This window comes from Streptomyces sp. NPDC041122 (assembly GCF_055592445.1).
Genome location: NZ_JBVIYQ010000008.1, coordinates 148,250 through 171,124, shown reverse-complemented (window position 1 = coordinate 171,124; position 22,875 = coordinate 148,250). Strand labels below are relative to the sequence as shown.

General features: G+C 72.1%; 19 protein-coding genes and 1 tRNA gene. 8 read left to right on the top strand and 12 right to left on the bottom strand.

Annotated elements, in window-relative coordinates; genetic code table 11:
- The first annotated feature begins 130 nt into the window (after positions 1 to 130).
- From ACZ6B8_RS27445 to ACZ6B8_RS27435, 3 genes are all read left to right on the top strand, one after another.
- Positions 131 to 1,147, top strand: a complete 1,017-nt coding sequence (locus ACZ6B8_RS27445) for a PAC2 family protein (RefSeq protein ID WP_471080473.1) — start codon at positions 131 to 133, stop codon at positions 1,145 to 1,147.
- Positions 1,148 to 1,396: 249 nt separating this feature from the next.
- A complete protein-coding gene (locus tag ACZ6B8_RS27440; RefSeq protein WP_471609016.1) occupies positions 1,397 to 3,154 on the top strand; it encodes a S8 family peptidase in 1,758 nt (585 codons plus the stop codon).
- A gap of 84 nt (positions 3,155 to 3,238) precedes the next feature.
- The gene (locus tag ACZ6B8_RS27435; RefSeq protein WP_471080467.1) at positions 3,239 to 3,880 is read left to right on the top strand and encodes a hypothetical protein; all 642 of its coding nucleotides are present in this window, start codon (positions 3,239 to 3,241) and stop codon (positions 3,878 to 3,880) included.
- A 103-nt stretch (positions 3,881 to 3,983) separates the two neighbouring features.
- Here ACZ6B8_RS27435 and ACZ6B8_RS27430 read toward each other — a convergent pair whose 3' ends face one another.
- The 5 genes from ACZ6B8_RS27430 to ACZ6B8_RS27410 all read right to left on the bottom strand — a co-directional run bounded on the left by ACZ6B8_RS27430 (position 3,984) and on the right by ACZ6B8_RS27410 (position 10,911).
- Entirely contained in the window at positions 3,984 to 7,040 is a 3,057-nt protein-coding gene (locus ACZ6B8_RS27430; RefSeq protein WP_471609015.1) for an NPCBM/NEW2 domain-containing protein, read from the bottom strand.
- A 324-nt stretch (positions 7,041 to 7,364) separates the two neighbouring features.
- Complete coding sequence (mshC, locus tag ACZ6B8_RS27425; protein ID WP_471080460.1) at positions 7,365 to 8,594, bottom strand: cysteine--1-D-myo-inosityl 2-amino-2-deoxy-alpha-D-glucopyranoside ligase; 1,230 nt, start codon at positions 8,592 to 8,594, stop codon at positions 7,365 to 7,367.
- Between the two features lie 131 nt (positions 8,595 to 8,725).
- The gene (locus ACZ6B8_RS27420) at positions 8,726 to 9,547 is read right to left on the bottom strand and encodes an SCO1664 family protein (protein WP_471609014.1); all 822 of its coding nucleotides are present in this window, start codon (positions 9,545 to 9,547) and stop codon (positions 8,726 to 8,728) included.
- Positions 9,511 to 10,101, bottom strand: coding sequence for a DUF3090 domain-containing protein (locus tag ACZ6B8_RS27415; protein ID WP_471080454.1), 591 nt, complete (start codon positions 10,099 to 10,101; stop codon positions 9,511 to 9,513). The genes ACZ6B8_RS27420 and ACZ6B8_RS27415 overlap by 37 nt, the downstream gene beginning before the upstream one ends.
- 123 nt (positions 10,102 to 10,224) lie before the next feature.
- Complete coding sequence (locus ACZ6B8_RS27410; RefSeq protein WP_471609013.1) at positions 10,225 to 10,911, bottom strand: histidine phosphatase family protein; 687 nt, start codon at positions 10,909 to 10,911, stop codon at positions 10,225 to 10,227.
- A 61-nt stretch (positions 10,912 to 10,972) separates the two neighbouring features.
- Between ACZ6B8_RS27410 and corA the strand changes: the two genes are divergently transcribed.
- Complete coding sequence (corA, locus tag ACZ6B8_RS27405) at positions 10,973 to 11,974, top strand: magnesium/cobalt transporter CorA (RefSeq protein WP_471609012.1); 1,002 nt, start codon at positions 10,973 to 10,975, stop codon at positions 11,972 to 11,974.
- A gap of 18 nt (positions 11,975 to 11,992) precedes the next feature.
- On the opposite strand, the gene ACZ6B8_RS27400 is transcribed toward corA, so the two are convergent.
- The gene (locus ACZ6B8_RS27400; protein ID WP_471080445.1) at positions 11,993 to 12,781 is read right to left on the bottom strand and encodes a ferritin-like domain-containing protein; all 789 of its coding nucleotides are present in this window, start codon (positions 12,779 to 12,781) and stop codon (positions 11,993 to 11,995) included.
- Positions 12,782 to 13,041: 260 nt separating this feature from the next.
- Positions 13,042 to 14,097 (bottom strand): LLM class F420-dependent oxidoreductase, encoded by a 1,056-nt coding sequence (locus ACZ6B8_RS27395; protein WP_471609011.1) that lies wholly within the window; start codon positions 14,095 to 14,097, stop codon positions 13,042 to 13,044.
- Positions 14,098 to 14,301: 204 nt separating this feature from the next.
- Between ACZ6B8_RS27395 and ACZ6B8_RS27390 the strand changes: the two genes are divergently transcribed.
- The gene (locus ACZ6B8_RS27390; protein ID WP_471080439.1) at positions 14,302 to 15,282 is read left to right on the top strand and encodes an aldo/keto reductase; all 981 of its coding nucleotides are present in this window, start codon (positions 14,302 to 14,304) and stop codon (positions 15,280 to 15,282) included.
- Positions 15,279 to 17,657 (top strand): helix-hairpin-helix domain-containing protein, encoded by a 2,379-nt coding sequence (locus ACZ6B8_RS27385; RefSeq protein WP_471609010.1) that lies wholly within the window; start codon positions 15,279 to 15,281, stop codon positions 17,655 to 17,657. Before ACZ6B8_RS27390 ends, ACZ6B8_RS27385 begins: the two co-directional genes overlap by 4 nt.
- 76 nt (positions 17,658 to 17,733) lie before the next feature.
- Here the strand turns inward: ACZ6B8_RS27385 and ACZ6B8_RS27380 are convergent, their stop codons facing one another.
- Positions 17,734 to 18,537: a hypothetical protein gene (locus tag ACZ6B8_RS27380; protein WP_471609009.1), complete on the bottom strand. Its 804-nt coding sequence runs from the start codon at positions 18,535 to 18,537 to the stop codon at positions 17,734 to 17,736.
- A 47-nt stretch (positions 18,538 to 18,584) separates the two neighbouring features.
- On the opposite strand from ACZ6B8_RS27380, the gene ACZ6B8_RS27375 reads away from it, so the two are divergent.
- Positions 18,585 to 18,773: a DUF5703 family protein gene (locus tag ACZ6B8_RS27375; protein ID WP_127911640.1), complete on the top strand. Its 189-nt coding sequence runs from the start codon at positions 18,585 to 18,587 to the stop codon at positions 18,771 to 18,773.
- Between the two features lie 199 nt (positions 18,774 to 18,972).
- Here the strand turns inward: ACZ6B8_RS27375 and ACZ6B8_RS27370 are convergent, their stop codons facing one another.
- The 3 genes from ACZ6B8_RS27370 to ACZ6B8_RS27360 all read right to left on the bottom strand — a co-directional run bounded on the left by ACZ6B8_RS27370 (position 18,973) and on the right by ACZ6B8_RS27360 (position 21,666).
- Positions 18,973 to 19,782, bottom strand: coding sequence for a chaplin (locus ACZ6B8_RS27370; protein WP_471609008.1), 810 nt, complete (start codon positions 19,780 to 19,782; stop codon positions 18,973 to 18,975).
- Between the two features lie 137 nt (positions 19,783 to 19,919).
- Complete coding sequence (locus tag ACZ6B8_RS27365; protein WP_355810214.1) at positions 19,920 to 20,153, bottom strand: chaplin; 234 nt, start codon at positions 20,151 to 20,153, stop codon at positions 19,920 to 19,922.
- A gap of 187 nt (positions 20,154 to 20,340) precedes the next feature.
- Positions 20,341 to 21,666 (bottom strand): M20/M25/M40 family metallo-hydrolase, encoded by a 1,326-nt coding sequence (locus ACZ6B8_RS27360; protein WP_471080430.1) that lies wholly within the window; start codon positions 21,664 to 21,666, stop codon positions 20,341 to 20,343.
- 188 nt (positions 21,667 to 21,854) lie between these two features.
- Here ACZ6B8_RS27360 and ACZ6B8_RS27355 point away from each other — a divergent pair.
- Positions 21,855 to 21,942, top strand: a tRNA-Leu gene (locus ACZ6B8_RS27355).
- Between the two features lie 259 nt (positions 21,943 to 22,201).
- Here the strand turns inward: ACZ6B8_RS27355 and ACZ6B8_RS27350 are convergent.
- Positions 22,202 to 22,870, bottom strand: a complete 669-nt coding sequence (locus ACZ6B8_RS27350) for a potassium-transporting ATPase subunit C (protein ID WP_471609007.1) — start codon at positions 22,868 to 22,870, stop codon at positions 22,202 to 22,204.
- Positions 22,871 to 22,875: the final 5 nt, after the last annotated feature.

Genomic DNA, 22,875 nt, shown 5'->3' with positions numbered 1-22,875 from the left:
GAAGCCGCCGTTTCCCGGGCCCGGACGTGGGCAGTGATCACGCACTCCCCCACGCAAGGGGGCTGCGGACGGACCCCGCCGACGCCGTAAGGTTGGGGCGTACGCAAGGGAACGTCGGAAGGAGGCCTGGGTGATCGAGCTCGAGGGGGTTCCCGAGCTGGTCGACCCGGTCATGGTGGCCGCGTTCGAGGGCTGGAACGACGCCGGCGACGCCGCCTCCGCCGCGGTCGCGCATCTCGACAAGGAGTGGAAGGGCGAGGTGTTCGCGGCGCTCGACGCCGAGGACTACTACGACTTCCAGGTCAACCGCCCGACGGTCTGGCTGGACGGCGGGGTGCGCAAGATCACCTGGCCGACGACCCGGCTCTCGGTGGTCCGCGTCGGCGGCGACAAGCCGCGCGACCTGGTCCTGGTGCGGGGCATCGAGCCGTCCATGCGCTGGCGGTCGTTCTGCAACGAGATCCTCGGCTTCGCGCACGAACTGGGCGTCGAGCTGGTGGTCATCATGGGTGCGCTGCTCGGCGACACCCCGCACACCCGCCCGGTCCCGGTCAGCGGTGTGACCTCCGACCCGGATCTGGCGCGCACCATGGACCTGGAGGAGACGAAGTACGAGGGCCCGACGGGCATCGTCGGCATCCTCCAGGAAGCGTGCACGCACGCGGGCGTCCCCGCCGTCAGCCTCTGGGCCGCCGTCCCGCACTACGTGTCGCAGCCGCCCAATCCCAAGGCCACGCTCGCGCTGCTGAACCGCCTGGAAGACCTCATCGACCTGCGCATCCCGCTGGGTGAGCTGGCCGAGGACGCGCGCGCCTGGCAGGTGGGCGTGGACCAGCTGGCGGCCGAGGACAGCGAGGTCGCGGAGTACGTGCAGTCGCTGGAGGAGGCGCGGGACACCGCGGAGCTCCCCGAGGCGTCGGGCGAGGCCATCGCCCGCGAGTTCGAGCGTTATCTGCGGCGCCGGGACGGCGGCGACGGAGCGGCGTATCTGCGGGACGCCCCCAGCGACCGCACCCGGCCCCCGAAGCCGAAGCCGACCCAGCGGCCGGGGCAGGCCGGCGAGGGCGAGAACGACGGCGACGACTCCGGCCCGTCGTCCGGTCCCTCCGGGCCGTCGTCCGGTCCGGCGGATTCCTCGGACGACTGAGGTCAGGCATCCCGCAAGGGGGCGGCACCCGTACCGGTGCCGCCCCCTTGCACTGTTCGCGCTTGTGCTGTTCATGACTGATCTGCCGTTCATGGCCGAATTGCACGGGCTTCCCGCTTCAACTAACCCTCAAACTCCATTGCTCAAAACAGGGGTGGACGGTTCCGTCCTGCCGTAGCAGGGTGTGCCCCGTAGACCTGACGCAGCGCACAGCACGGCACCCGACGGACGGAAGGGAGCGGTGAAGCGATGACCGAACAGGCAGACCCGGCACGGGACCCCGGAGCGCGAGGTCCGGGCCCCGACGGGACAGGATTCACCTACCGCGGCACCGAGCCGGAGCTGATCGTCGTCGCCCGGCCCGAGGCCCGGCTGCGCACCGGCGAGCGGGACGTCCGCTCGGCCTCCGGTGCCGACGTGTCGGCCCTCAACATGTTCCTGTCCGACGAACAGCTCACCCTGGAGCCCCTGTTCGGCAACGAGGACCGGCTGCGGGCCGCCGCTCCCTCGTCCGCCGACGAGGAGGACCTCCCCGACCTGGCCCTCTTCTACCGCGTGCGCGGTGGCGCGGACCGGCCCGAGGAACTGCGCTCGCGGATGGCGGCGCTGCCGGGCATCGACACGGCGTACGTGAAGCCCGGCGCCGTACCCGCCGCCGTCGACTCCTCGTCGACCCGGCCGCACGACGTCGGCGACACGGCCCGGCGCCGCAAGGAGGGCATGCCCGTCACGCCCGACTTCACCAGCCGCCAGGGGTACTTGAAGCCGGCGCCCGAGGGCGTCGACGCCCCCTGGGCCTGGCAGCGCCTCGGCGGCTCCGGCGAGGGCGTCACCGTCGTGGACATCGAGGGCGCCTGGCAGCTGCGCCACGAGGACCTCGCCGCGAAGCTCGCGGGGGTCGTCATCGGCACCCCGATCGAAGACGTGGCCTGGCGCAACCACGGCACCGCCGTGATCGGCGTCATCGGCGGCGACCGCAACACCCTCGGCATCACCGGCATCGCGCCGGAGGCCGTGACGGCGGCCGCCTCCTTCCAGCCCCTCGGCACCGCGGCCACCCTCCACGCCGCGGCCGAGCGGCTGAGCCCCGGCGACGTCATCCTGCTCGAACTGCACCGCCCGGGGCCGAAGTTCGACTTCGAGGACCGCGACGACCAGCAGGGCTACATCGCCATCGAGTGGTGGCCCGACGACTACGCCGCGGTGCGGTACGCCACCGCCAAGGGCGTGCTCGTGGTGGGCGCGGCGGGCAACGGCGCCCAGTCGCTGGACGACGCCGTCTACGAGCGCCGCCCCGACGGCTTCCCGTCCTGGTGGCGCAACCCCTTCAACCCCGCCAACCGCTCCTCCGGCGCGGTCCTGGTCGGCGCGGGCGCCCCGCCGCCCGGCACCCACGGCCGCGACCACGGCCCCGACCGCTCACGGCTCGCCTTCTCCAACTACGGCGCCCGCGTGGACGCGCAGGGCTGGGGCCGGGAGACCACGTCGACCGGCGGCTCCTGGGACGGGCCCGGCGATCTGCAGGGCGGCGCCGAGGAGCTCGCCTGGTACACGGACACGTTCTCCGGCACGTCCTCCGCCTCGCCGATCGTGGTCGGCGCGCTGGCCGCGCTGCAGGGCATCCTGAAGGCGGCGGGCAGGCCCCCGATGACGCCGGACCGGGCCCGCGAGGTGCTGCGCGCCACGGGTTCGCCGCAGCAGGACGCGCCGGGCAGGCCCGCCTCGCAGCGGATCGGCAACCGCCCCGACATCAAGGCGGCGGTGGCGAAGCTGCTGCCGTCGGCGGTGGGTTCCGGGCAGGCCGAGCGCTACTGGGACGAGCTGCTCCCCTATCCACCGGAACTCCCGCCCCGTATCCGGCTGTTCGTGGCCGGCCAGTGGCGCAACCTCGACAACCCGTCGCCCGAGACGCGGCAGGCGGTGCACACCGCCTTCGCCGGGGGCCGGCCGGACGTACGCGTCTGGTTCTCGGACGACGAGGTCGTCGGCCTGGTCGTCGCGGGCTGAGCAGCACCGCACGCAGCAGGGCACCGGTACGCCTGCTCCAGCACTCCTGAAGGACCACAACCATTGAGGGAAGGTGGCACCCGCATGAGCACCACCCCGCAGATGAGTCAGTTGGGCCAGCAACAGGAAGGCCAGTACGGCCAACAGCAGCCCGGCCAGCAGCAGTACGGCCAACAGCAGAGCCCCAGCACGGCTCCGCCGCAGCAAGGCCGACAGGGCCGGCAGGACCACCAGCAGTACGGACAGCAGCAGTACGGCCAACAGCAGCCCGGCCAGCAGCAGTTCGGGCCCCAGCAAGGCGTCCCGGGCCAGCAAGGCGGCTTCCAGGGCCAGCAGGACAACCAGGGCCAGCAAGGCATGCAGCAGGTCCCGCCTCAGCTGCGCCAGCAGCTCCAGCACCTCGGCCGGCAGGAGCCCTTCCAGCACCTGCTCCAGCAGTTCGGCCAGGAACAGGAGCAGCAGATCCCGCAGGCGCACGCGCCGGAGATCTCCACCCAGGCGCTCGCGTCCAACGTCGCGACGGCGTTCTGGGACGTCGTCCAGCCGCTGCCCGGTCAGGCGTCGATCCTCTACCTGCACGTCGACAACGCCTGGCGCGCGTTCGTCAATCCCAGCCCGCAGACCCACGACGAGGTCCAGGAGGCGTTCGCCTTCGGGCAGCAGGTGCTCGGCTACTACGACACCGGCAACCCCGGTTACCTGCTGGCCATCGTGGTCACCAAGTGACCGTGTGAGACGCACGCACCTCGCGTGAGCACACGGCGGCGCCGGGCGGAGACCTTCCCGCCCGGCGCCGCTCCCTGTGCGCGCACCTCACGTGCGCGGCTCGCTACGCGCAGGTGAACCGGGCCGCGGCCCAGTCCGCGTGGTCCCCGCTCTTGGAGCCGTTGGTGTCGCTCACCTTCAGCCGCACGTGCCGGGCCCCGCGCACGTCGACGTCGACCGGCACGGTCGCCGACGCGCCCGTCACCTTCGGTGAGGTCCACAGCACCTTGCCGTCGGCCTCGACCGAGAAGGCCACCTCCCCGTAGCCGTTGATCTCGTCGTCGATGCCGGCGTCCGCGGTGAACTGCGAGCAGCGACCGCCCGCGTAGACCTCGATCTCGGAGTCGGCGTGCGTGCCGATCCCCTTCTCGTACGTCTTTCCGGCCAGCGCCAGCGTCTTGCCGTCGCCAGCGCCCGACTCGCCGTTGCTGCGGTCGTGTTCGGCGGGACCGTAGCCGTTGGTGGACTTCAGCCACACCATGTCGCTCGCCCAGGTGTCCTTGCCGGGCGCCTCGGGCATCACGCCGAGCGCGAACCGTCCGGTAGCGGTGCGTTCCTGGCCCGCCGAGCGGTAGCGGGCGCGCGCGGTGAGCGGCAGGTCGCCCGGGCCTGCGTCCTTGGCCGGAGTGACGGCGAGCTCCACGCGGCGGGTGGCGCCCGCGCGGACACGGTCGACCTCGGCGGCCTGTACGGTCCACCCCTTCGGGGCGTCGAGGGTGACCTCGACGCCGGTGGCGTCCTTCGTGCCCGCCGTGACGTCGACGGTGACCTTGCCGGGCGTGCCCGCGCCGAGCTCCTGGCCCGCCGGGACGCTCACCGCGGCGGTGGCGCCGGGCACTGCCCCGCCGACGGCGCTGGTGTCGTCGAGGGTCAGCTCGAAGGAGCGGTCGGTGCGGCGGGAGGCCGTCTTCACCTTCACGACCCCGCCCCGGTCGTCCCGGTCGTAGAACCAGCCCTGCGCGGCCTTGTCGTACGCGCCCCGCGACGCGAGCCGCGGCAGCCGGTGCCCGTCGAGCCCGACCCGGCTCGGCGCGTCCCCGGTGTGCAGCGTGAACGCGTACGGCCGGCCGGACTGCTTCCCCGCGAACCCGCCCTTGCTCGCGCCGATCCGCACGCGCACGTCACCCGCGCCCGAGCGGGGTGCCCGCACGTCCGCGCGCTGCGTGGCGTACTTCCCGTCGCGGTGCTGCCGGGTCACGCCGTCGTCCTCGTACAGCTCGAAGGAGGACCGGCCCTGCGGGTAGATGTCCCAGGCGAGCGGCGAGCCGGCCTTCCGGTCCTGGTAGGAGCGGATGCCGCCCGGCCACATCGGCACGCTCGCGCCGCCCTTCACGAACAGCGGCAGGGTGTCAAGGGGCGCGCTGTAGCCGTCGACGGTGGTCGGCCCCTGGTAGGTCCGCCCGGTCCAGTAGTCGGTCCAGGTGCCCTTGGGCAGATAGATGCCGTCCCGCGTGGTGGTGTCCTTGTAGACGGGCGCGACGAGGAAGTCCTCACCGGTCAGGAACTCGTACTTGGCGGCGTCGGTCGCGGCCTTCGGATCGTCCGGGTACTCCAGGGCCAGCGGCCGCACCGCGCCCACTCCGGTCTTGGTCGCCTCATGGGCGTAGGAGTAGAGGTAGGGCAGCAGCGACTCGTGCAGCTTCAGGTACGTGCGGTTGATGGAGGTGTAGGGCTCGCCCTGGCGGAAGGGCTGCTTGTCGCTGGCGGCCCACCCGTCCATCGTCATCGTGACGGGCAGGAACATCTTCCACTGCAGATCGCGTACGTACGTCTTGGGGCTGCCGCCGAAGATGCCGTCGACGTCACCGGTCGTGTACGCCATGCCGGACATGGTCGACCCGGCGTACGTCGGGATCTGCCAGCGGATGTACTCCCAGCTGCCGCTCTGGTCGCCGGACCACTGCACACCGCAGCGCTGCGCGCCCGACCAGCTCTCCGGGGCCCAGGTGAAGCCGCGGGCGTCGCTGTTGTCCTCGATGCCCCGGTAGGCGTCCTTGCAGCCGTCGAGGGCCTTCTGGTAACCGTCGCCGACCCAGGCGACGTCGAGCTTGGCGACGCGCTGGCCCGCCTTGACCTGTTCGGCGATCTTGTCGAGGCCGTCCTCGGTCCACAGCCCCGTCTTCATCTTGCGCTCGGCGAGGCCCTTGGAGACCTCGGAGAGGTTCTCGTAGCCGCAGCCGTAGCCGTCGTTGACGAGCATCCACCCGTTGGGCATGTCGTTCTTCACGTAGCCGTCGGCGACGTCGAGGGCGTCCAGGGTGTGGCGTTCCCCGCGGTTGGCGTTGTGCAGATAGCAGTCGGCGTCACCGATCTCCATGCCGTAGACGGGCGGCATGAAGGGCTTGCCGGTGAGTTTCGTGTACTGCCCGATGACGTCCTTGGCCGCGTCGCCGCCGCGCCCGGCGAAGTAGTAGGCGTCAAAACGCTGTTCCTTCGCGGTGGCGGTCACCGGCTCGGCGAAGTCGTAGGTGTTGGGCGCGTAGGTGTTCCGGAAGACGCCGTACCCGGCCGAAGACAGGTAGAAGGGCACGGAGTTGGGGTGCCCGCCGTCGTCCCAGTTGTAGTCGACGCCGACCTCGACCTTCTTGCCGCGGTGCGAGGTGTTGCCGCGGCCGTTCTGCATGCCGGCGCCGTAGAACTGCTCGTCGGCGCCGCGCGCGAGGCTCTGCGTGGTGGCGTCGTCGGTCCAGGAGAGCCCCTTGGACTCGGCCCAGACGCGGCTCCCGTCGGCGCGGTACAGCGCGAACCGGAGCGGCGACTTGTAGGCGCGCAGGGTCACCGCGGAGGTGCTCAGCTCGTAACGGTCGCCCTTGTCCTTCCACTGGGTGCGGGGCGGGTCGCCCTGCGGCAGGACGATGTCCTTGCCCGCGGGGTCGGTGAACTTCCCGTCCGGGGCGAGCTCGAGCCGGAACGTCTCCGCGGACACGAAGCTGACGCGGGCCTCGGCCCGGCCCGCGGTCAAGTGGTAGACGGACCCGTCGGCATCGAACCCGGTGACGTCACCGACCGTGGTCGCGGACTCATCGGCAGCCTCCGCCGCCCCACCGGGCCCGGCGAACACGGCGAGCAGGCCCAGGAAAGCGGCGGCGGCCACCGATCTGAAGCGCGTGGAAGATCTCATGGCGGAGGTCTAGCGCCTGAACGGGCCCCGGGGCCATGGACTTTGCTGGGCCGCTCGTGGATTTCCTGGAGCGGCCCATGGCGGAGGGGGGACTTTCAGCCTGTCCGAGGCCTGCCTGCGGTTCCAGCCCACCGCAGCGGGGCCCTTCAAGCCCGTCCGGCGCTTGAGGACGAGCCCGAAGGGCGACCGACCTCAGCACAGGACGACAGCCCCTCCAGCCCGACGCAGCGAATCCTCAAGCCCGTCCGGCGTTTGAGGACGAGCCCGAAGGGCGATCGACCCCAGCACAGGACAACCGCACAGGACAACCGCACAGGACAACCGCTACAAGGCCACGCCAAGCAACGCGTCGACGGCGCGGGACACGACCCCGGGCGCGCCCTCGTCCGTCCCGCCGGCGGCAGCCTGCTCCGCGGCCCAGCGGTCGACCGCGGCGAGCGCGGCCGGCGCGTCCAGGTCGTTGGCGAGGGCCTCGCGGATCTCCTCGACGAGCCCCTCGGCGGCGGGTCCGTCGGGACGGGACACGGCCGCACGCCAGCGCCCGAGCCGCTCGACGGCCTCGTCGAGAACCGCGTCCGTCCACTCCCAGTCCGCACGGTAGTGGTGCGCGAGCAGGGCGAGCCGGATCGCCGCCGGGTCGACCCCGTCGCGCCGCAGCCGCGAGACGAAGACGAGGTTGCCCTTGGACTTCGACATCTTCGCGCCGTCCAGGGCGACCATGCCCGCGTGCACGTACGCCTTGGCGAAGGGGTACTCCCCGGTCAGCGCCTGGGCGTGGGACGCGCCCATCTCGTGGTGCGGGAAGGCGAGATCCGACCCCCCGCCCTGCACGTCGAAGCCCATCCCGAGGTGTTCGAGGGCGATGGCCACACACTCGATGTGCCAGCCGGGCCGGCCACGGCCCAGGCTGGCGCCGTCCCAGCTCGGCTCGCCCTCGCGGGCGGCCATCCAGAGCATCGGGTCGAGCGGGTTCTTCTTGCCGGGCCGCTCGGGGTCGCCGCCGCGCTCGGCGGAGAGCAGCTTCATCGCGGCCGTGTCGAGCCCGGACACCTCCCCGAAGTGGCTGTCGGACTCGACGGAGAAGTAGACGTCGCCGTCGAGCTCGTAGGCGGCGCCCATGTCGCGGAGCCGTTCGACGAGCGGCACGATGCCGGGTATCGCCTCGACGGCTCCGATGTAGTGCTGCGGCGGCAGGAGCCGCAGTGCGGTCATGTCCTCGCGGAAGAGCGCGGTCTCGCCCTCGGCGAGCTCGACCCAGTCCTTGCCGTCGCGGGTGGCGCGTTCCAGGAGCGGGTCGTCCACGTCGGTCACGTTCTGGACGTAGTGAACCTGCCGCTTGGTGTCGAGCCACACGCGCTGCACGAGGTCGAACGCGTTGTAGGTCGCCGCGTGACCCATATGGGTCGCGTCGTACGGGGTGATGCCGCAGACGTAGATACGGGCGACGGGACCGGGGTCGAGGGTGACGAGCTCACCGGTCGCGGTGTCGTGGATCCGGAGGTCGCGGCCCTTGCCAGGAAGGGCGGGGACCTCAGAAGCGGGCCAGGCATGCATGCCATGAGCCTAACCGGACGGGGCGTCCGCATACGAGTGGGGATCAACGAATCGGTGGCCGGCCGGTCACTCTTGCGCGAGCGCGCCGGTTGTGCGGGGCCCCGCCGGGCCGGCGTGCGGTGCCCCGCGGGCTACACCGGTGGCCAGGGAATCGGCGGCCAGTCCCCGGTCGGCTCCGGGTGACGTCCCGACCGCAGCAGCTCCGCCACCCGGGCGCGCAGGGCCTCGGTCTCCGCCCCGGTGATCAGCACGGCCAGCCGCTCGGCGAGCGCGGCGCCCTCCTTGAGGCCGTCCCGCAGGCCCTGGAGGACCTCGACGGCCTCGTCCGTCAGGGGCTCCCCCGCCCACCCCCACAGCAGCGTCCGCAGCTTGTTCTCGGCGTGGAAGGTGACCCCGTGGTCGATGCCCCAGAGGTGGCCGCCGGAGGCCAGCAGGTGGCCGCCCTTGCGGTCGCTGTTGTTGATCACGGCGTCGAGGACGGCGAGCCGGCGCAGCCGCGCGTCGTCCGCGTGCACCAGGAGCGCCGTCCGCTCCTCGTCGACCTGCGCGAGTCCGACCGCCTTCCAGCCCTCGCCCGGCTCCTCGCCGTCGACCAGGGCGAGCAGCTCCACGTCGTCGGAGCCCTCGATCCACAGCTGGCACATGCCCTGGCCGTGCGGCCCCTCCCGCAGCACGGTCGGCGGCACCAGCTCCCAGCCGGTGGCCTGCGACACCTCGTACGCGGCGACCTCGCGCTGCGCGAGCGTGCCGTCGGGGAAGTCCCACAGCGGGCGCTCCCCGGCGACCGGCTTGTAGACGCAGGCGGCCTCCCGGCCCTCGTACGCGACCGTGCAGTAGAGCACCGCGTTCGAGGCCTCCCGGATGCGCCCGCGCACGGTCAGCTCCCCGTGGGCGAGGAGCGGGACGGCGTCGGCGTTCACGCTCCCCGCCGGTATCCGTTCTGGCGCGGGCATACGTGTCCTTCCGGGTCGAGCGGCAGGCTGCACAGCGGGCACGGCGGGCGGCCGGCGTTGACGACGTCGAGGGCGCGCTTGGCGAAGGCGCGGGCCTGCGCACCGGTGAGCCGGACCCGGAGCATCGGCGGACCGTTCTCCTCGTCCTGCAGGAGCCTTTCCTCCGCCTCGGCGAGGTCGTCCTCGGAGTCCGCGTCCAGCTCCACGAGGGCCTGCGCCTCGACGATCATCCGCTCCTCCTCGCCGTCCCAGGCGAGCGCCATCGTGCCGACGCGGAACTCCTCCTCGACGGGCGAGTCGAGCGGCGCGCTGTCGGTGACCTCGGAGGGGGTGACGGCCGGCACCGCGGCGCTGCCCCCGCTGCGGCGCACGACCTCGTCGAGGAGCTCCTCCATGCGCTCGGCGAGCGCGGCCACCTGGGTCTTCTCCAGGGCGACGCTGGTCACCCGCATCCCCGCGGAGGCCTGGAGGAAGAAGGTACGCCGTCCGGGCAGCCCGACCGTTCCCGCGACGAAACGCTCCGGCGGGTCGTAGAGGAACACCTGACGGGACACGTCCTGTCTCCATTGATCGACTGCAAAGTACGGGGGTCGCGACAGTTCCCTCGCGACGGCGGTACGGCTACCGGCACGGTGCGGGGGCTGCCGCGGCCCGCCTCACCCTACTGCGCGTGACGATCACGGTGCGCCCGCACCGCCCCCCACCGTCGCGTCGTCGCCGGGCGGCTCCTCGCGCGGCGCGAGCGAGGCGAAGTCACCGGTGTCCCCCAGGCGTACGAGGAAGGGGCGCAGCCGCGTGTAGCGGATCACGGTGACGGAACAGGGCTCCACGGAGATGCGCTGGAAGAGGTCGAGGTGGAGCCCGAGGGCGTCCGCGACGAGGGACTTGATGATGTCGCCGTGCGAGCACATCAGATAGGCGGCGTCCTCGCCGTGCTCGCGCTCCACGCGCGCGTTCCACTCGCGGACCGCCTCGGCCGCCCGGGTCTGCATGGCGCGCATGGACTCGCCGCCGGGGAACGCGGCGGCCGACGGGTGCCGCTGGACGACCTCCATCAGCGGCTCGTCGGCGAGCTCGGCGAGCTTGCGGCCGGACCAGTCGCCGTAGTCGCACTCGCCGATGCGGTCCTCCTGGTGCGCCTGGAGCCCGGGCCGGGCGGCGAGCAGCGGCGCGACGGTCTCCCGGCAGCGCTGCAGCGGGCTCGTGACGACCTCGGCGACGGGCAGCGGGGCCAGCCGCTCGGGGAGCGCGGCGGCCTGCGCGGTGCCGCGCTCGTCGAGGGCCACTCCGGGGGTCCACCCGGCGAGCAGGCCGGCGGTGTTGGCCGTTGAGCGTCCGTGCCGGACGAGGATCAGCGTGGGCATGCGGTTCAGCCTAAGCGGCCCGGGGGGTGCGGCGCCCGGACGGGTTGGGAAGAATGCGCGTGTGATCGTCGACTGCGCCATCTACCGGGAGGGCCGCCGGACCGAGGGCCCCGAGGACTTCTCCGATGCCTTGGACGAGGCACGGGCTGCGAAGAACGCGTTCGTGTGGATCGGGCTGCACGAACCGACCGAGAAGGAGTTCGCCGAGGTCAGCCAGGAGTTCGGGCTGCATCCGCTGGCCGTCGAGGACGCCCTCAAGGCCCATCAGCGGCCGAAGCTGGAGATCTACGACGACTCGGTGTTCATGGTCCTCAAGCCGGTCGTGTACGAGCAGGACAGCGACACGGTCTCCTCCGGCGAGGTCATGATCTTCATGGGCGACTCGTTCGTGGTGACCGTCCGGCACGGCGAGGGCGCGCCGCTCGGTGTCGTACGGCACCGCCTGGAGGCCGACCCCGACGTCCTCAAGCACGGCCCGACGGCTGTCCTGTACTCGATCGCCGACGCCTCCGTGGACCACTACCTGGAGGTCGCCGACGAGCTGCAGGCCGACCTGGAGCTCTTGGAGGCGGAGGTCTTCTCACCGGACGGCGGCAGTTCGTCGCGGAACACGGCATCGCGGATCTACACCTTCAAGCGGCAGATCCTGGAGTTCCGCCGGGCGACCGGGCCACTGGCGCTGCCCGTGGCCCGCCTCTCCGGAACGGGCCCCTACACCCCGTCCGTGCCCTTCGTGGACGAGTCGGCGCAACCCTTCTTCCGGGACGTCAACGACCACCTGACGCGCGTCAACGAGTCGGTGGAGGGCCTGGACCGGCTGGTGTCCGACATCCTGTCCGCGCATCTGGCGCAGATGAGCGTGCGGCAGAACGACGACATGCGGAAGATCTCGGCGTGGGCGGCGATGGCGGCGGTCCCCACGATGATCGCGGGCGTCTACGGCATGAACTTCGACCACATGCCCGAGCTGCACTGGTGGTGGACGTATCCGGCGGTGATCCTGCTGATGGCCGCCCTGGAGGTCGTCCTGTACCGGATGTTCAAGCGCCGCGGCTGGCTGTAGCGCCTTCGCCGGGGGACGTCAGGCGAACTCGGGCGCCGGTGCGGCGGGCCCGCCCAGGGCGTCGCGTCGGGCCGGCATCTTCAGGGAGACCATCCGCCGCCAGCCGCCGGCCCGCTCGTAGCCGTACAGGGTGTGGATGCCCGCGGTGAGCAGCTGCCGTTTGGCGTGCGGCCAGTGGAGGATGCGCCCCATGCGGTCCATCACGGCGAGGCTCACGTCGCGGTAGATGCGGATCTCGGCGAGGGCGCAGGCGTGCAGGGTGCGCTGGATGGCGCGGCCGTGTCCGGCGTACGCGAACCGGAGCAACTCCTCGTGGCAGTACGCCAGGTGGTTGTCCTCGTCGTGGGAGATCATCCGCACCGCGCGGCCGATGTCCGGGTGGTCGGCGAAGTACTTGAGCAGCAGCCGCATCTGCTCGGAGGCGCGCTGCTCGGTGACCCGGCTGTGGGCGAGGTAGGTGACGATGTCCCGCACGGAGAGCGGCTCGTCGGCCTTGAGGCGCTCGTGCGCGAGGCCGATGCCGTGCTTCTCCAGGAGCATCGTGTAGTCGGTGTCGTGCGGGACGTCGACCGGTCGCAGCCCGCGCTTCTTCATGAGCGCCTGGAAGATCCTGCCGTGCTTGTCCTCGTCGGCGCCGTGCCGGGCGATCTTCGGGGCGAGCGCGCGCTCGCCCGGCGGCACGAGGGCGGCGATACGGCCGTTCTCCCAGCCGCCCTGCGATTCGCCGCTGGCGGCGATGGAGCAGAAGAGCCGGAACGACTCGTCGTCGTCGAGGATCTCCCCGAAGACACTCTTGGCCGACAGCATCACTGGCACCTCCATACCCTGTGCGAGAACCTCGCAGAGATCACTCAAGTCCGAGGTGCCCCGTCGGGCAACAGCTGTAGTGGTCGGCTGCGCCGAACGAAGGACACGGCCGCCGCCACGAGGCCGTAACCACGGGCCCCGTGGCGCGTTGTTCCCCGTGACGGCCGTGGCGGGGAAGACCCCCCGAGCCCCCACCACGGCCGCAGACCTCTCCCCCACCCCTCCGCCTCGCGCGCGGGGCCTCACGGCCCGTCCGCGCGTCAGGCGAGACCGGCGCGCTCCAGGGCCTCGGTGCCGGCGCGCAGCGCGGTGAGCCGCTCCTCCAGCGTGAAGCCCGCCGGGGCCAGCGTCAGCGTGGTGACCCCGGCCGCCGCGTAGGCCCGCATCCGGTCGGCGATGCGGTCGACGGAACCGAGCAGGGTGGTGGAGTCGATCAGCTGACGCGGCACGGCCGCGGCCGCCCCGTCCTTGTCGCCGCCCAGGTACTTGTCCTGGATCTCGGTGGCCTCCTTCTCGTACCCCATGCGCTGCGCCAGCTGGTTGTAGAAGTTCTGCTTGCGGCTGCCCATGCCGCCCACGTAGAGCGCGGTGTACGGCCGGAACATGTCGGCGAGCGCGTCCACCTGGGAGTCCTCGCCCACGGCCAGCGGCAGCGTCGGGACGACGTCGAAGCCGTCCATCGTCTTCCCGGCCTTCTCGCGCCCCGCGCGCAGATGGCGGATCGCGGTGTCCTCCAGGTGCTCGGCGGCCGGGAAGATGAGCAGGGCGCCGTCGGCGATCTCGCCGGTCTGCTCCAGGTTCTTCGGGCCGATCGCGGCGACGTACAGCGGAATGTGCTCGCGCTGCGGGTGGACGGTCAGCTTGATGGGCTTGCCGGGGCCGCCCGGCAGCGGCAGCGTCCAGTGCTCGCCCTCGTAGCTGAGGCGCTCGCGGGTCATCGCCTTGCGGACGATCTCCACGTACTCCCGGGTGCGGGCCAGCGGCTTGTCGAACTTCACGCCGTACCAGCCCTCGGAGACCTGCGGGCCCGAGACGCCGAGGCCGAGCCGGAACCGGCCGCCGGAGAGCGAGTCGAGGGTGGCGGCCGTCATCGCCGTCATCGCGGGCTGCCGCGCCGGGATCTGGAAGATCGCGGAGCCGATGTCGATGCGTTCGGTCTGCGCCGCCACCCAGGACAGCACCGTCGCGGCGTCCGAGCCGTACGCCTCGGCGGCCCAGCAGACCGCGTACCCCAGCTTGTCGGCCTCCTTGGCGACGGCGAGATTGTCCGCGTCCATCCCGGCGCCCCAGTAGCCGAGGTTGATCCCGAGCTGCATGACCGATCCCCTTACCGCTGTACTCATGAGTAACGTCCCTGTGCCGGGGACTGTAGCGCGCGGTGCCGGATCCGTCAGTGGCGGAGGGGAGGCGATGGGGATGCGAAGGGGAGGCGAAGGTCGAGGGTGACCGGGTTCTCCACAGGCACGGGTTTGTCCACAGCCCCGCCCGCCACGGGGGCCCGGCCAGTAATCTCAGCGCCCATGGAGCAGAGGCATCTCGGCCGCACCGGCCTGCGCGTGTCCCGCATCGGACTCGGGACCCTCACCTGGGGGCACACCGAGGAGAACGACGCCGCCGACTTGTTGAAGGTGTTCTGGGAGGCGGGCGGCACACTCGTCGACACGGCCGATGTGTACGGCGACGGGGAGGCCGAGTACCTGCTCGGACGCCTGATGGAGCGGCTCGTGCCGCGGCGCGACCTGGTGATCGCGACCAAGGCGGGCAGCGTGCCGGACCCCGAGCGGCGCTTCGACGGCTCGCGCGGTCATCTGCTCGCCGCGCTCGACGCCTCGCTGACCCGCCTCGGCACGGACCACGTGGACCTGTGGCAGGTGCACGCCTTCGATCCCGGCACTCCGCTGGAAGAGACCCTGCAGGCCCTCGACATAGCGGTGACCAGCGGGCGGGCCCGCTATGCGGGCGTCGCCAACTTCAGCGGCTGGCAGCTCGCCAAGGCCGCCACGTGGCAGCTCGCCCTGCCGGGCACCCGCACCCGCCTGGCCGGTACGCAGATGGAGTACTCCCTGCTCCAGCGCGGCGTCGAGCGCGAGGTGCTGCCCGCCGCCGTCGACCTGGGCGTGGGCCTGCTGCCCTCATCGCCGCTCGGCCGGGGCGTGCTCACCGGCAAGTACCGGCACGCCACCCCGGCCGACTCGCGGGGCGGCTCCGACCAGATGGCGCCGTTCGTGGCGCCGTACCTCGACGACACGGCGAGCCGCATCGTCGACGCGGTCGCGACGGCCGCCGACGGGCTCTCGGCCACCCCGCTCCAGGTCGCCCTCGCCTGGGTGCGCGACCGCCCCGGAGTGACGGCCCCGATCGTCGGCGCGCGCAACGCGCAGCAGCTCACGGCCGCATTGTCAGTGGAGACCCTTAGTCTTCCTGACGAGATCTGCCAGGCGCTCGACGATGTGTCGGCGCCCGTGCACCGCTATCCCGATCACGACTGGAGCACGCTGTGAGTACGGAACCCGCCGCCACGGAGGACGCCACGCCGGGGACGCCGGAGGGCGGGGCCGCAGAGGACTCCGAGCCCACTCCGGACGAGACCGCACCGGTCACCGAGGCCACGTCGGACGTCGAGACGGTGTCGGACGTCGAGGCCGTGCAGGACGTCGAGACCGCGCAAGACGGTGCGTCCGTCGAGGACGCCAACGACACGGATGTCTCCGCCGACGCCGAAACCGAAGCAGACACGGAGACCGAAACCGACTCCGACTCTGACGCCGATGTCGACGGCAAGGGCGCGGCCGAGGGGGAGAGCTCCGAGCAGTTGTCCGAGGCCGAGGCCGAGATCGCCGCGCAGCGCGAGCTGCGGGAGCGCATCGAGCAGCGGAAGGCGTCGAAGCAGGCACCGATCGCGGCCGGCACAAAGCTGAGCGGCACCGCCGCCGACCTGCTGGCCGCCGTGCGCGCCGTGGAGAGCGGCGAGAAGCCCGTCGCGAGCGCGTTCCCGGAGTCGGGTCCCGCGCCCCGCAGGCCCGCGCCGGTCCACGCGCCCGAGCAGGTGCGTCCGCAGCAGCCCGCGGCGTCGCAGGCGCCCGCGACGGAGACCGTCGAGGCGGTCCGCGGCGTGCTCGCCGAAGGGGGCGCGCCGCCCGCGCTCGCCGGGCCGACGGCCGCCGCGCTCGGCGAGGGTGCCGAGGAAGACCTGCGCGCCGATCCCTGGCAGTTGCTCCGGGTCCCCGGTGTCCGGCCCGAGCAGGCCGACGGGTTCGCCCGTGCCCTGCTCGGCGCGGAGTGCGGGCCGGACGACGAGCGCAGGGGCCGCGCGGTCACGGTGTGGCTCCTGGAGCAGGCCGCCGTCGCGGGGCACACCGCGCTCGACTCCGCCGCGCTGACGGCCGCCCTGGGGCAGCGCGCGGTGCCGGATCCGGACGCGGCCGTGCAGAGCGCCCTCGCCGAGGGCGACGCGTTGGTCTTCCAGGACGCCGTCGAAGGCGCCGACGTGCCGGTCCAGCGCTCGGAAGAGGACGCGCGCGGCGGACCCGCGGGTGACGAGGCGGGCGAGGGAGCCGAGGAGGGCCAGGAGCCGGAGCGCCCCGTCCGCGTCCTGATCGGCCTCGAGCGGTACGCGCTGGCGGAGGAGAGCCTCGCCGACGCCCTCGCCCGCATCGTCAACTCCCGCCCCGGACAGAGCGGTTCCGACCCCGCTGCCGACGCCTGGGAGGCCGCCGCCGCTCAGGCGTCGGGGTCCACCGCCGAGCTGATCCGCGCGGTCGCCGGGCACGGCCTGGTGCTGCACTCCGGCGGCGAGGAGGCCCGCGCCGAGCCCGCCGCGCTGGTGGCCGCCGCCGGGTCACTGGGCCTGCGGGTGTGCGTCGCGGCCCACAGCGCCGACGGCCGCCGTCGGCTCGCCCGGGCGACCGGCTCGGAGGAGACCGCGGTGACGGTGGCGGGGCTGCTCTCCGGCGAGCAGGGGCCGGGCCGCGACACGGACGGCGCGTTCGCCCTCGACCTCCTGGTCGTCCTGGACGCGCCGCAGCTGGACGTGGAGAGCGCGGCGATGCTCGTCGAGTCGCTGCCGGACGGCGCCCGCCTGGTGCTGAGCGGCGACCCGGGGGTGCTGTGGTCCGCGGGCCCGGGCCGGGTCTTCGCCGACCTCGTCGCCGCGCGCTGCTGCCCGCAGGTCGTCTCGCGCACCCCGGACCCGGGCCCCGTCGGGGAGCTGACGTCCGGCATCGCGATCGGCGAGCTGAACCAGGTCGAGGCCCCCGGCAAGGAGGTCGTCCTCGTCCCGGTGCGCGACGCCCCCGAGGCGATCCACCGCACCGTGCAGCTCGTCGCGGACTCGGTGCCGCGGGCGATCGGGGTGCCCGCCGAGCAGACGCAGGTCATCACGCCCGGCCACGGCGGCGCCGCCGGCACCCGCGCGCTCAACGCCGCGTTGAAGGAAAGGCTGAATCCCGGCCCCGGCCGGTTCGGCGGCTTCGACCCCGCCGACCGGATCGCGCACGTCCCGGCGGCCGGCCGGACGACGCTCGGCCGGGTGGTGAGCGCCGACGCGGAGGGCCTGCACCTGGAGTGCGACGGCTCCCCCGTCGTCGTACCGAAGGACCGGGTGGAGCGTGAGGTGCGGCACGCGTGGGCGCTCACCGCGCACCAGGCGGCGGGCCTGCGCTGGCCCGCGGTGGTCGTGGTGCTGCCGGGCGACGCGGCGCAGCTGCTGACCCGGCCGTGGGTCTACACCGCGTTCAGCCGCGGTGAGCGCCACCTGTCGGTCGTGCAGGGCGTGGAGCAGGCGCTGCCGCGCGCGGTGGCGGAGCGCCTCTGGAAGGACCGTACGACGCGGCTGCAGACGCTGCTGCGCCCGCAGGTGTCCGCCGCGACGACCTGAGCCGCCCGCTCACCCGCCGTGCCCCCGCCCGCAGTGCGCGCCCGCCGCCCCGAGGAGCGGCGGGCGGGCGCGACGGTCAGCGACCGGCTCTCCCCACGCCCCGGACGTCGGAGTCGGAGTCGGAGGCCGGCCGGGCGTCCGCGTCGGACTCCGTGTCGGACTCCGTGTCGCCGTCGGGTTCGACGTCGATGTCGTCGAGGGGCACCGCCACGTCCGGATCGATGTCGACGTCCGCGTCGAGTCCGTCGAGTCCCTCGAGGCCCTCGTCGTCCAGTTCGTCGTCGAAGACCACGCTGACGTCGAAGCGGCACACCACCCGGTGCGGATCCGCCTGGTCGAAGGGGGCGTCGAGCCACTCCCCCGGCTCGGCGGGGCCGTCCACCGCGGTGACCCAGAGCGTGGAATCGCCCTCCTCCAGGCCGAACTCCTTGTGCCGGGAGGAGATCTCGTCCGGTTCGAACTCTCCGAAGAGGACGCCGAGCGCGCTGTGCACGGTGTCGGCCGAGCCGCCCGAGCCCCTGCCGCCCGCGTCGAGGTCGGCGACCCGCTGGGCCTGGGCGAGCAGCCGCTGCGACTCCACCACGGTGTAGTCGCGGCGGATCAGCACGCTCAGCGCGTTCGCCTCCTCCGGGCCCTGGTACGGCGGCAGCGCGTCGTCCGTGCCGGGGATCTCGAAGGGTGTGACCTCGTCGTAGCGGTCGTAGAGGAGTTCGTCGTACTCCTCGGCCGCGGCGGCGAGTTCGTTGAACGCTTCGTAGACGGCCGGATCGTCCTCGCCCGACCTGCGTTCGACCGCGGCCAGGTGGCGGTCGAGCGCGGTCTTGACCGCCTCGGCGGCGGCGCGTACCTCGGCAGCGGTGGGCTGCGCAGCATCAGACATAGTGCAGACGCTATCCGTACCGGGCCCGTGCCCGCACAATAGATGCGATGCCGGAATACGAATTTGTCGACGTGTATGTGCCGCGCGGGGTCACCCGCAAGGAAGCCACACGTCTGCTGACCGACCACGCCGAGTACGGACACTGGGAGTTGGACCGCCTGAGTCTGCATCCCGACGGCAGCCGCCGGGTGCGGCTGAAGCGACGGATCATCCGCCAGGTGAGAGCCACCTGGTGAGGGCCGACCGGTGAGAGCCACCTGGTGAGGGCCGACCGGTGGGAGCCGCCCAATGGGGGCGTCACGGCGCTCCGCCGCGCCCCGTGACGCCGTGACGGCCCGCGGCGGAGCGGACCTGGAAAGGACGCGGAGCGGAACGGAGCGGGTCCCGCGACCGGCGGACCCACTCCGTTCAGTGTCCTCGCGATGAGGCGCCGGCTCAGGCGTTCGCCCGGGCCTTGCGGTAGAGCACGGCGCCCGCGAGCAGCGCGCCCGCGCCCGCCGGAAGGGCGAGGCCCAGCGGCAGCTCACTGCCCGTCGAGGCCAGCTGCGCCGTCGCCGCCGGCTCCACGACCCGGGTGGGCACCTCCGGCGCCACGAGCTGCGACGTCCCCTCGGGCTCCGTGGCGTGCTGCCCGCCCGGGTGGTTCGGGATGGCCCGGTCCTGCGAGCTGCCCGGCGTGACCGGACGGTCCGGGCCGCCCGGGTGGTGCGGCTTTCCGGGGTGATGCGGCTTACCCGGGTGGTGCGGCTTACCCGGGTGGTGCGGCTTGCCCGGGTGGTGGGGCTCGGTCGACGGGCCGGACTCGTTGGCGCAGTCGTTGCCCATGACCGGGTTGCCGAGGCCGCCGATGGTGACGCTGTTGCCGCAGACGTTGACCGGGGCGTCGATCGGCAGCTGGATGTTGTTGCCCGAGCCGACACCGGGCGAGTCGCTGGTGTGGCCGCCTGCCTGGGCTCCGCCGCCGCTCTTGTGGTGACCGCCTCCCTTGTGGCCGCCGCCGTGGGAGCCGTTGACACAACGGTTGCCCATGGCCGGATTGAGGACGCCGACCACGTTGACGGTGTTGCCGCACACGTTGACCGGCGCGTCCACGGGAAGCTGGACGGCATTGCCCGACAGCACGCCGGGCGAGTCCGAACTGCCGCCGCGGGCACCCGAGTCCGCGTGTGCGTAGCCCCCGGTCGCGGCGAGAACGCCGGTCGCGGCCGCCACGGTGATCAGGCCTTTGCGCGTGACCTGTCGCATAGCTGATTCCTGCCTTTGCCTTGACGAAGACGCCGGACCTGGGTGCCCGGACGTGGAATGCCCGTCGGCCCCGGAGTGCGTGGCGCGCACTCCGGGGCCGATGGACTCAGACCCTCGAGGGGTGAGGCACTACAACGTCACTTGTTGACGCAGGCATTGCCGAAGGCGGGGTTCAGCAGGCCGATCACGGAGACCGTGTTGCCGCAGGCGTTCACCGGCACGTGGACGGGAACCTGGACAACATTGCCCGAGATGACACCGGGAGACTTCACGGCGGCACCCTGGGCACCGGCGTCGGCGGCGGCGATACCCGCGCCCGCGAGCACGAGACCACCCGTGGCAGCCACAGCGGCGACGATCTTCTTGATCATTATTCCTCCTTGTTGGCAATGCAGTCCCAGCCGCGGACTGCACACCTGTAACGAGGGGGAAGTGAGAGGGCTACGAGCCTCTGGTTGCTTTCACTCTTTTCAGTCAAGTACGTACGCGCTGGCGATTGTTGGAGTGTCGTTTCAGCACGCAAAGCGGCCGATTCCGATCGGCCCCGGCCGCGTCACGTCAAGAGGCGTCGATGAACCGGTCGAGGACCCGGACGCCGAACTTCAGGCCGTCGACCGGCACCCGCTCGTCGACCCCGTGGAACATGCCCGCGAAGTCCAGCTCCGGGGGCAGCTTCAGCGGAGCGAAGCCGAAGCCGCGGATGCCGAGGTCGTCGAAGGACTTGGCGTCCGTACCGGCCGACAGCATGTAGGGCACGGCGCGGGCGATCGGGTCCTCGGCGCGCAGCGCCGTCTGCATGGCGTCGACGAGCGCGCCGTCGAAGGTGGTCTCCAGCGCCTTGTCGGCGTGCACGTCCTCGCGCCGGACGTGCGGGCCGAGCAGCCGGTCCAGGTCGGCGAGGAACTCCTCCTCGTATCCCGGCAGGTACCGGCCGTCGACGTGCGCGGTGGCCTGGCCGGGGATCACGTTGACCTTGTAGCCGGCGCCGAGCTGCGTCGGGTTGGCGGTGTTCTGCAGGGAGGCGCCGATGAGCTTGGCGATGCCGCCGAGCTTCGCGAGCGTCTCGTCCATGTTCTCCGGGTCGAGCTCGGTGCCGAGGGCGTCGCCGAGCTCGTCGAGGAAGTGCCGCAGCGTCTTGGTGACCCGTACCGGGAACTTGTGCCGGCCGAGGCGTCCGACGGCCTCGGAGAGCTCGGTGATCGCGTTGTCCCTGTGGATCATCGAACCGTGGCCTGCGGTGCCGTCCACGGTCAGCTTCATCCAGTGCATGCCCTTCTGGGCGGTCTCGACGAGGTAGAGCCGCAGGTTCTCGTTGACCGTGAAGGAGAAGCCGCCGACCTCGCTGATCGCCTCCGTGCACCCCTCGAAGAGCTCGGGGTGGTTGTCGACGAGGTAGCGGGCGCCGTACGTGCCGCCGGCCTCCTCGTCGGCGAGGAAGGCGAGGACGATGTCCCGCGGCGGCTTGCGGCCGCTGCGCATCCGCTCACGGATGACCGCGAGGGTCATCGCGTCCATGTCCTTCATGTCGACGGCGCCCCGGCCCCACACGCAGTCCTCCGCGATCTCCCCGGAGAAGGGGTGGTGCTTCCAGTCGGCGGCGTTGGCGGGGACGACGTCCGTGTGGCCGTGGATGAGGAGCGCGGGCCGCGACGGGTCCTCGCCCTCGATCCTCGCGACCGTGGAGGCCCTGCCGGGGTGGGACTCGAAGATCTTCGGTTCGAGCCCGACCTCGGCGAGCTTCTCGGCCACGTACTCGGCGGCCTTGCGCTCCCCCGGGCCCGAGTGGTCGCCGTAGTTGCTCGTATCGATCTGGATCAGTTCGCGACAGAGGTCGACGACCTCGTCCTCACCGGTGACGGCCTTGCCCGTGCTGGACCCGCTCACGCTGGTTCCTCCCGCATTCGCTGCTGGTGGTCCCCCTCATCCTCTCTCTCCGCGGCTGTGCGCCCAAGGGCGGGCGGGGGTCGTCATCAGCAGTTCACAGCGGACTCAGGGGGTGATCGAGTACCCCTGGAAGCCTGGTAATGTTCTCTGTGTCGCCGCGGGGAACACCCCGCGAGGACAGACACCTGGTCCGGGTGGCGGAATGGCAGACGCGCTAGCTTGAGGTGCTAGTGCCCTTTATCGGGCGTGGGGGTTCAAGTCCCCCCTCGGACACCAGCTGAGACCCCACTTGACGTGGGGTCTTCTGCGTTTCTCGGGCGTGGCGAGACCGAGCCCGGTGGCTCCGGGTGGCGAGCTTCCGGGCTCCGTTCTTACGTGAGTAGCCGTAGCGCGCCGTGGTGCAGCCCGGCGAGTGGTGCCGGGCGCCGGCGATCACGATCTTCGACGGCCAGCGGGTGCACGCTGACGAGTGGAGAGTTCGAGTCCCCTCGGACACAGACAAGGCCCCAGTCGAGCGACTGGGGCCTTGTCTGTGTCATCCCTTTCCGGTCAGTTCCTTCAGGGCGACGTTGAGCTGCAGGACGTTGACCCGGGGGTCGCCCACGAAGCCGAGGACGCGGTCGTCGGTGTGGTCGTCGACCAGCTTCTGCACCCGCGCCACCGGCAGGTGGTTCCTGGCGGCCACGCGGTGGACCTGGAGGTCGGCGTAGGCCGGGGAGATGTGCGGGTCGAGGCCGGAGCCCGAGGAGGTGACCGCGTCGGCGGGCACGTCGGCGGGGCCGACGCGGTGGCCGGCGGTGGAGTTGTCCTTGATCACGGCCGCCTTGGCGTCCTTGATCTGCTCGATCAGCTCCTTGTTGTCACCCGAGAGGTTGGTGGCGCCGGACAGGAGCAGCTTGTACCGGGTGTTCACGCTGTTCTCGCCGAGGCCGTTGGAGGGTCGGGGCTGGAACCACTTCAGGTCCGGCGCGGCCGTCTCCTGGCCCTTCTTCAGCGGCAGGTCGTAGCGCTGGCCGATGAGCTCGGAGCCGACGACCCGGCCGTCGGCACGCACCTCGGAGCCGTTGGCCTTGTCGTGGAAGAGGGCCTGAGCGGCGCCGGTCACCGCGAGCGGGTAGAGGACGCCGCAGAGGACGGTCAGGACGAGCAGGGCGCGCAGTCCCGCGCCGAGCAGCCGGGCGGAGCTTCGTACGGAGTTGTTCATGACCA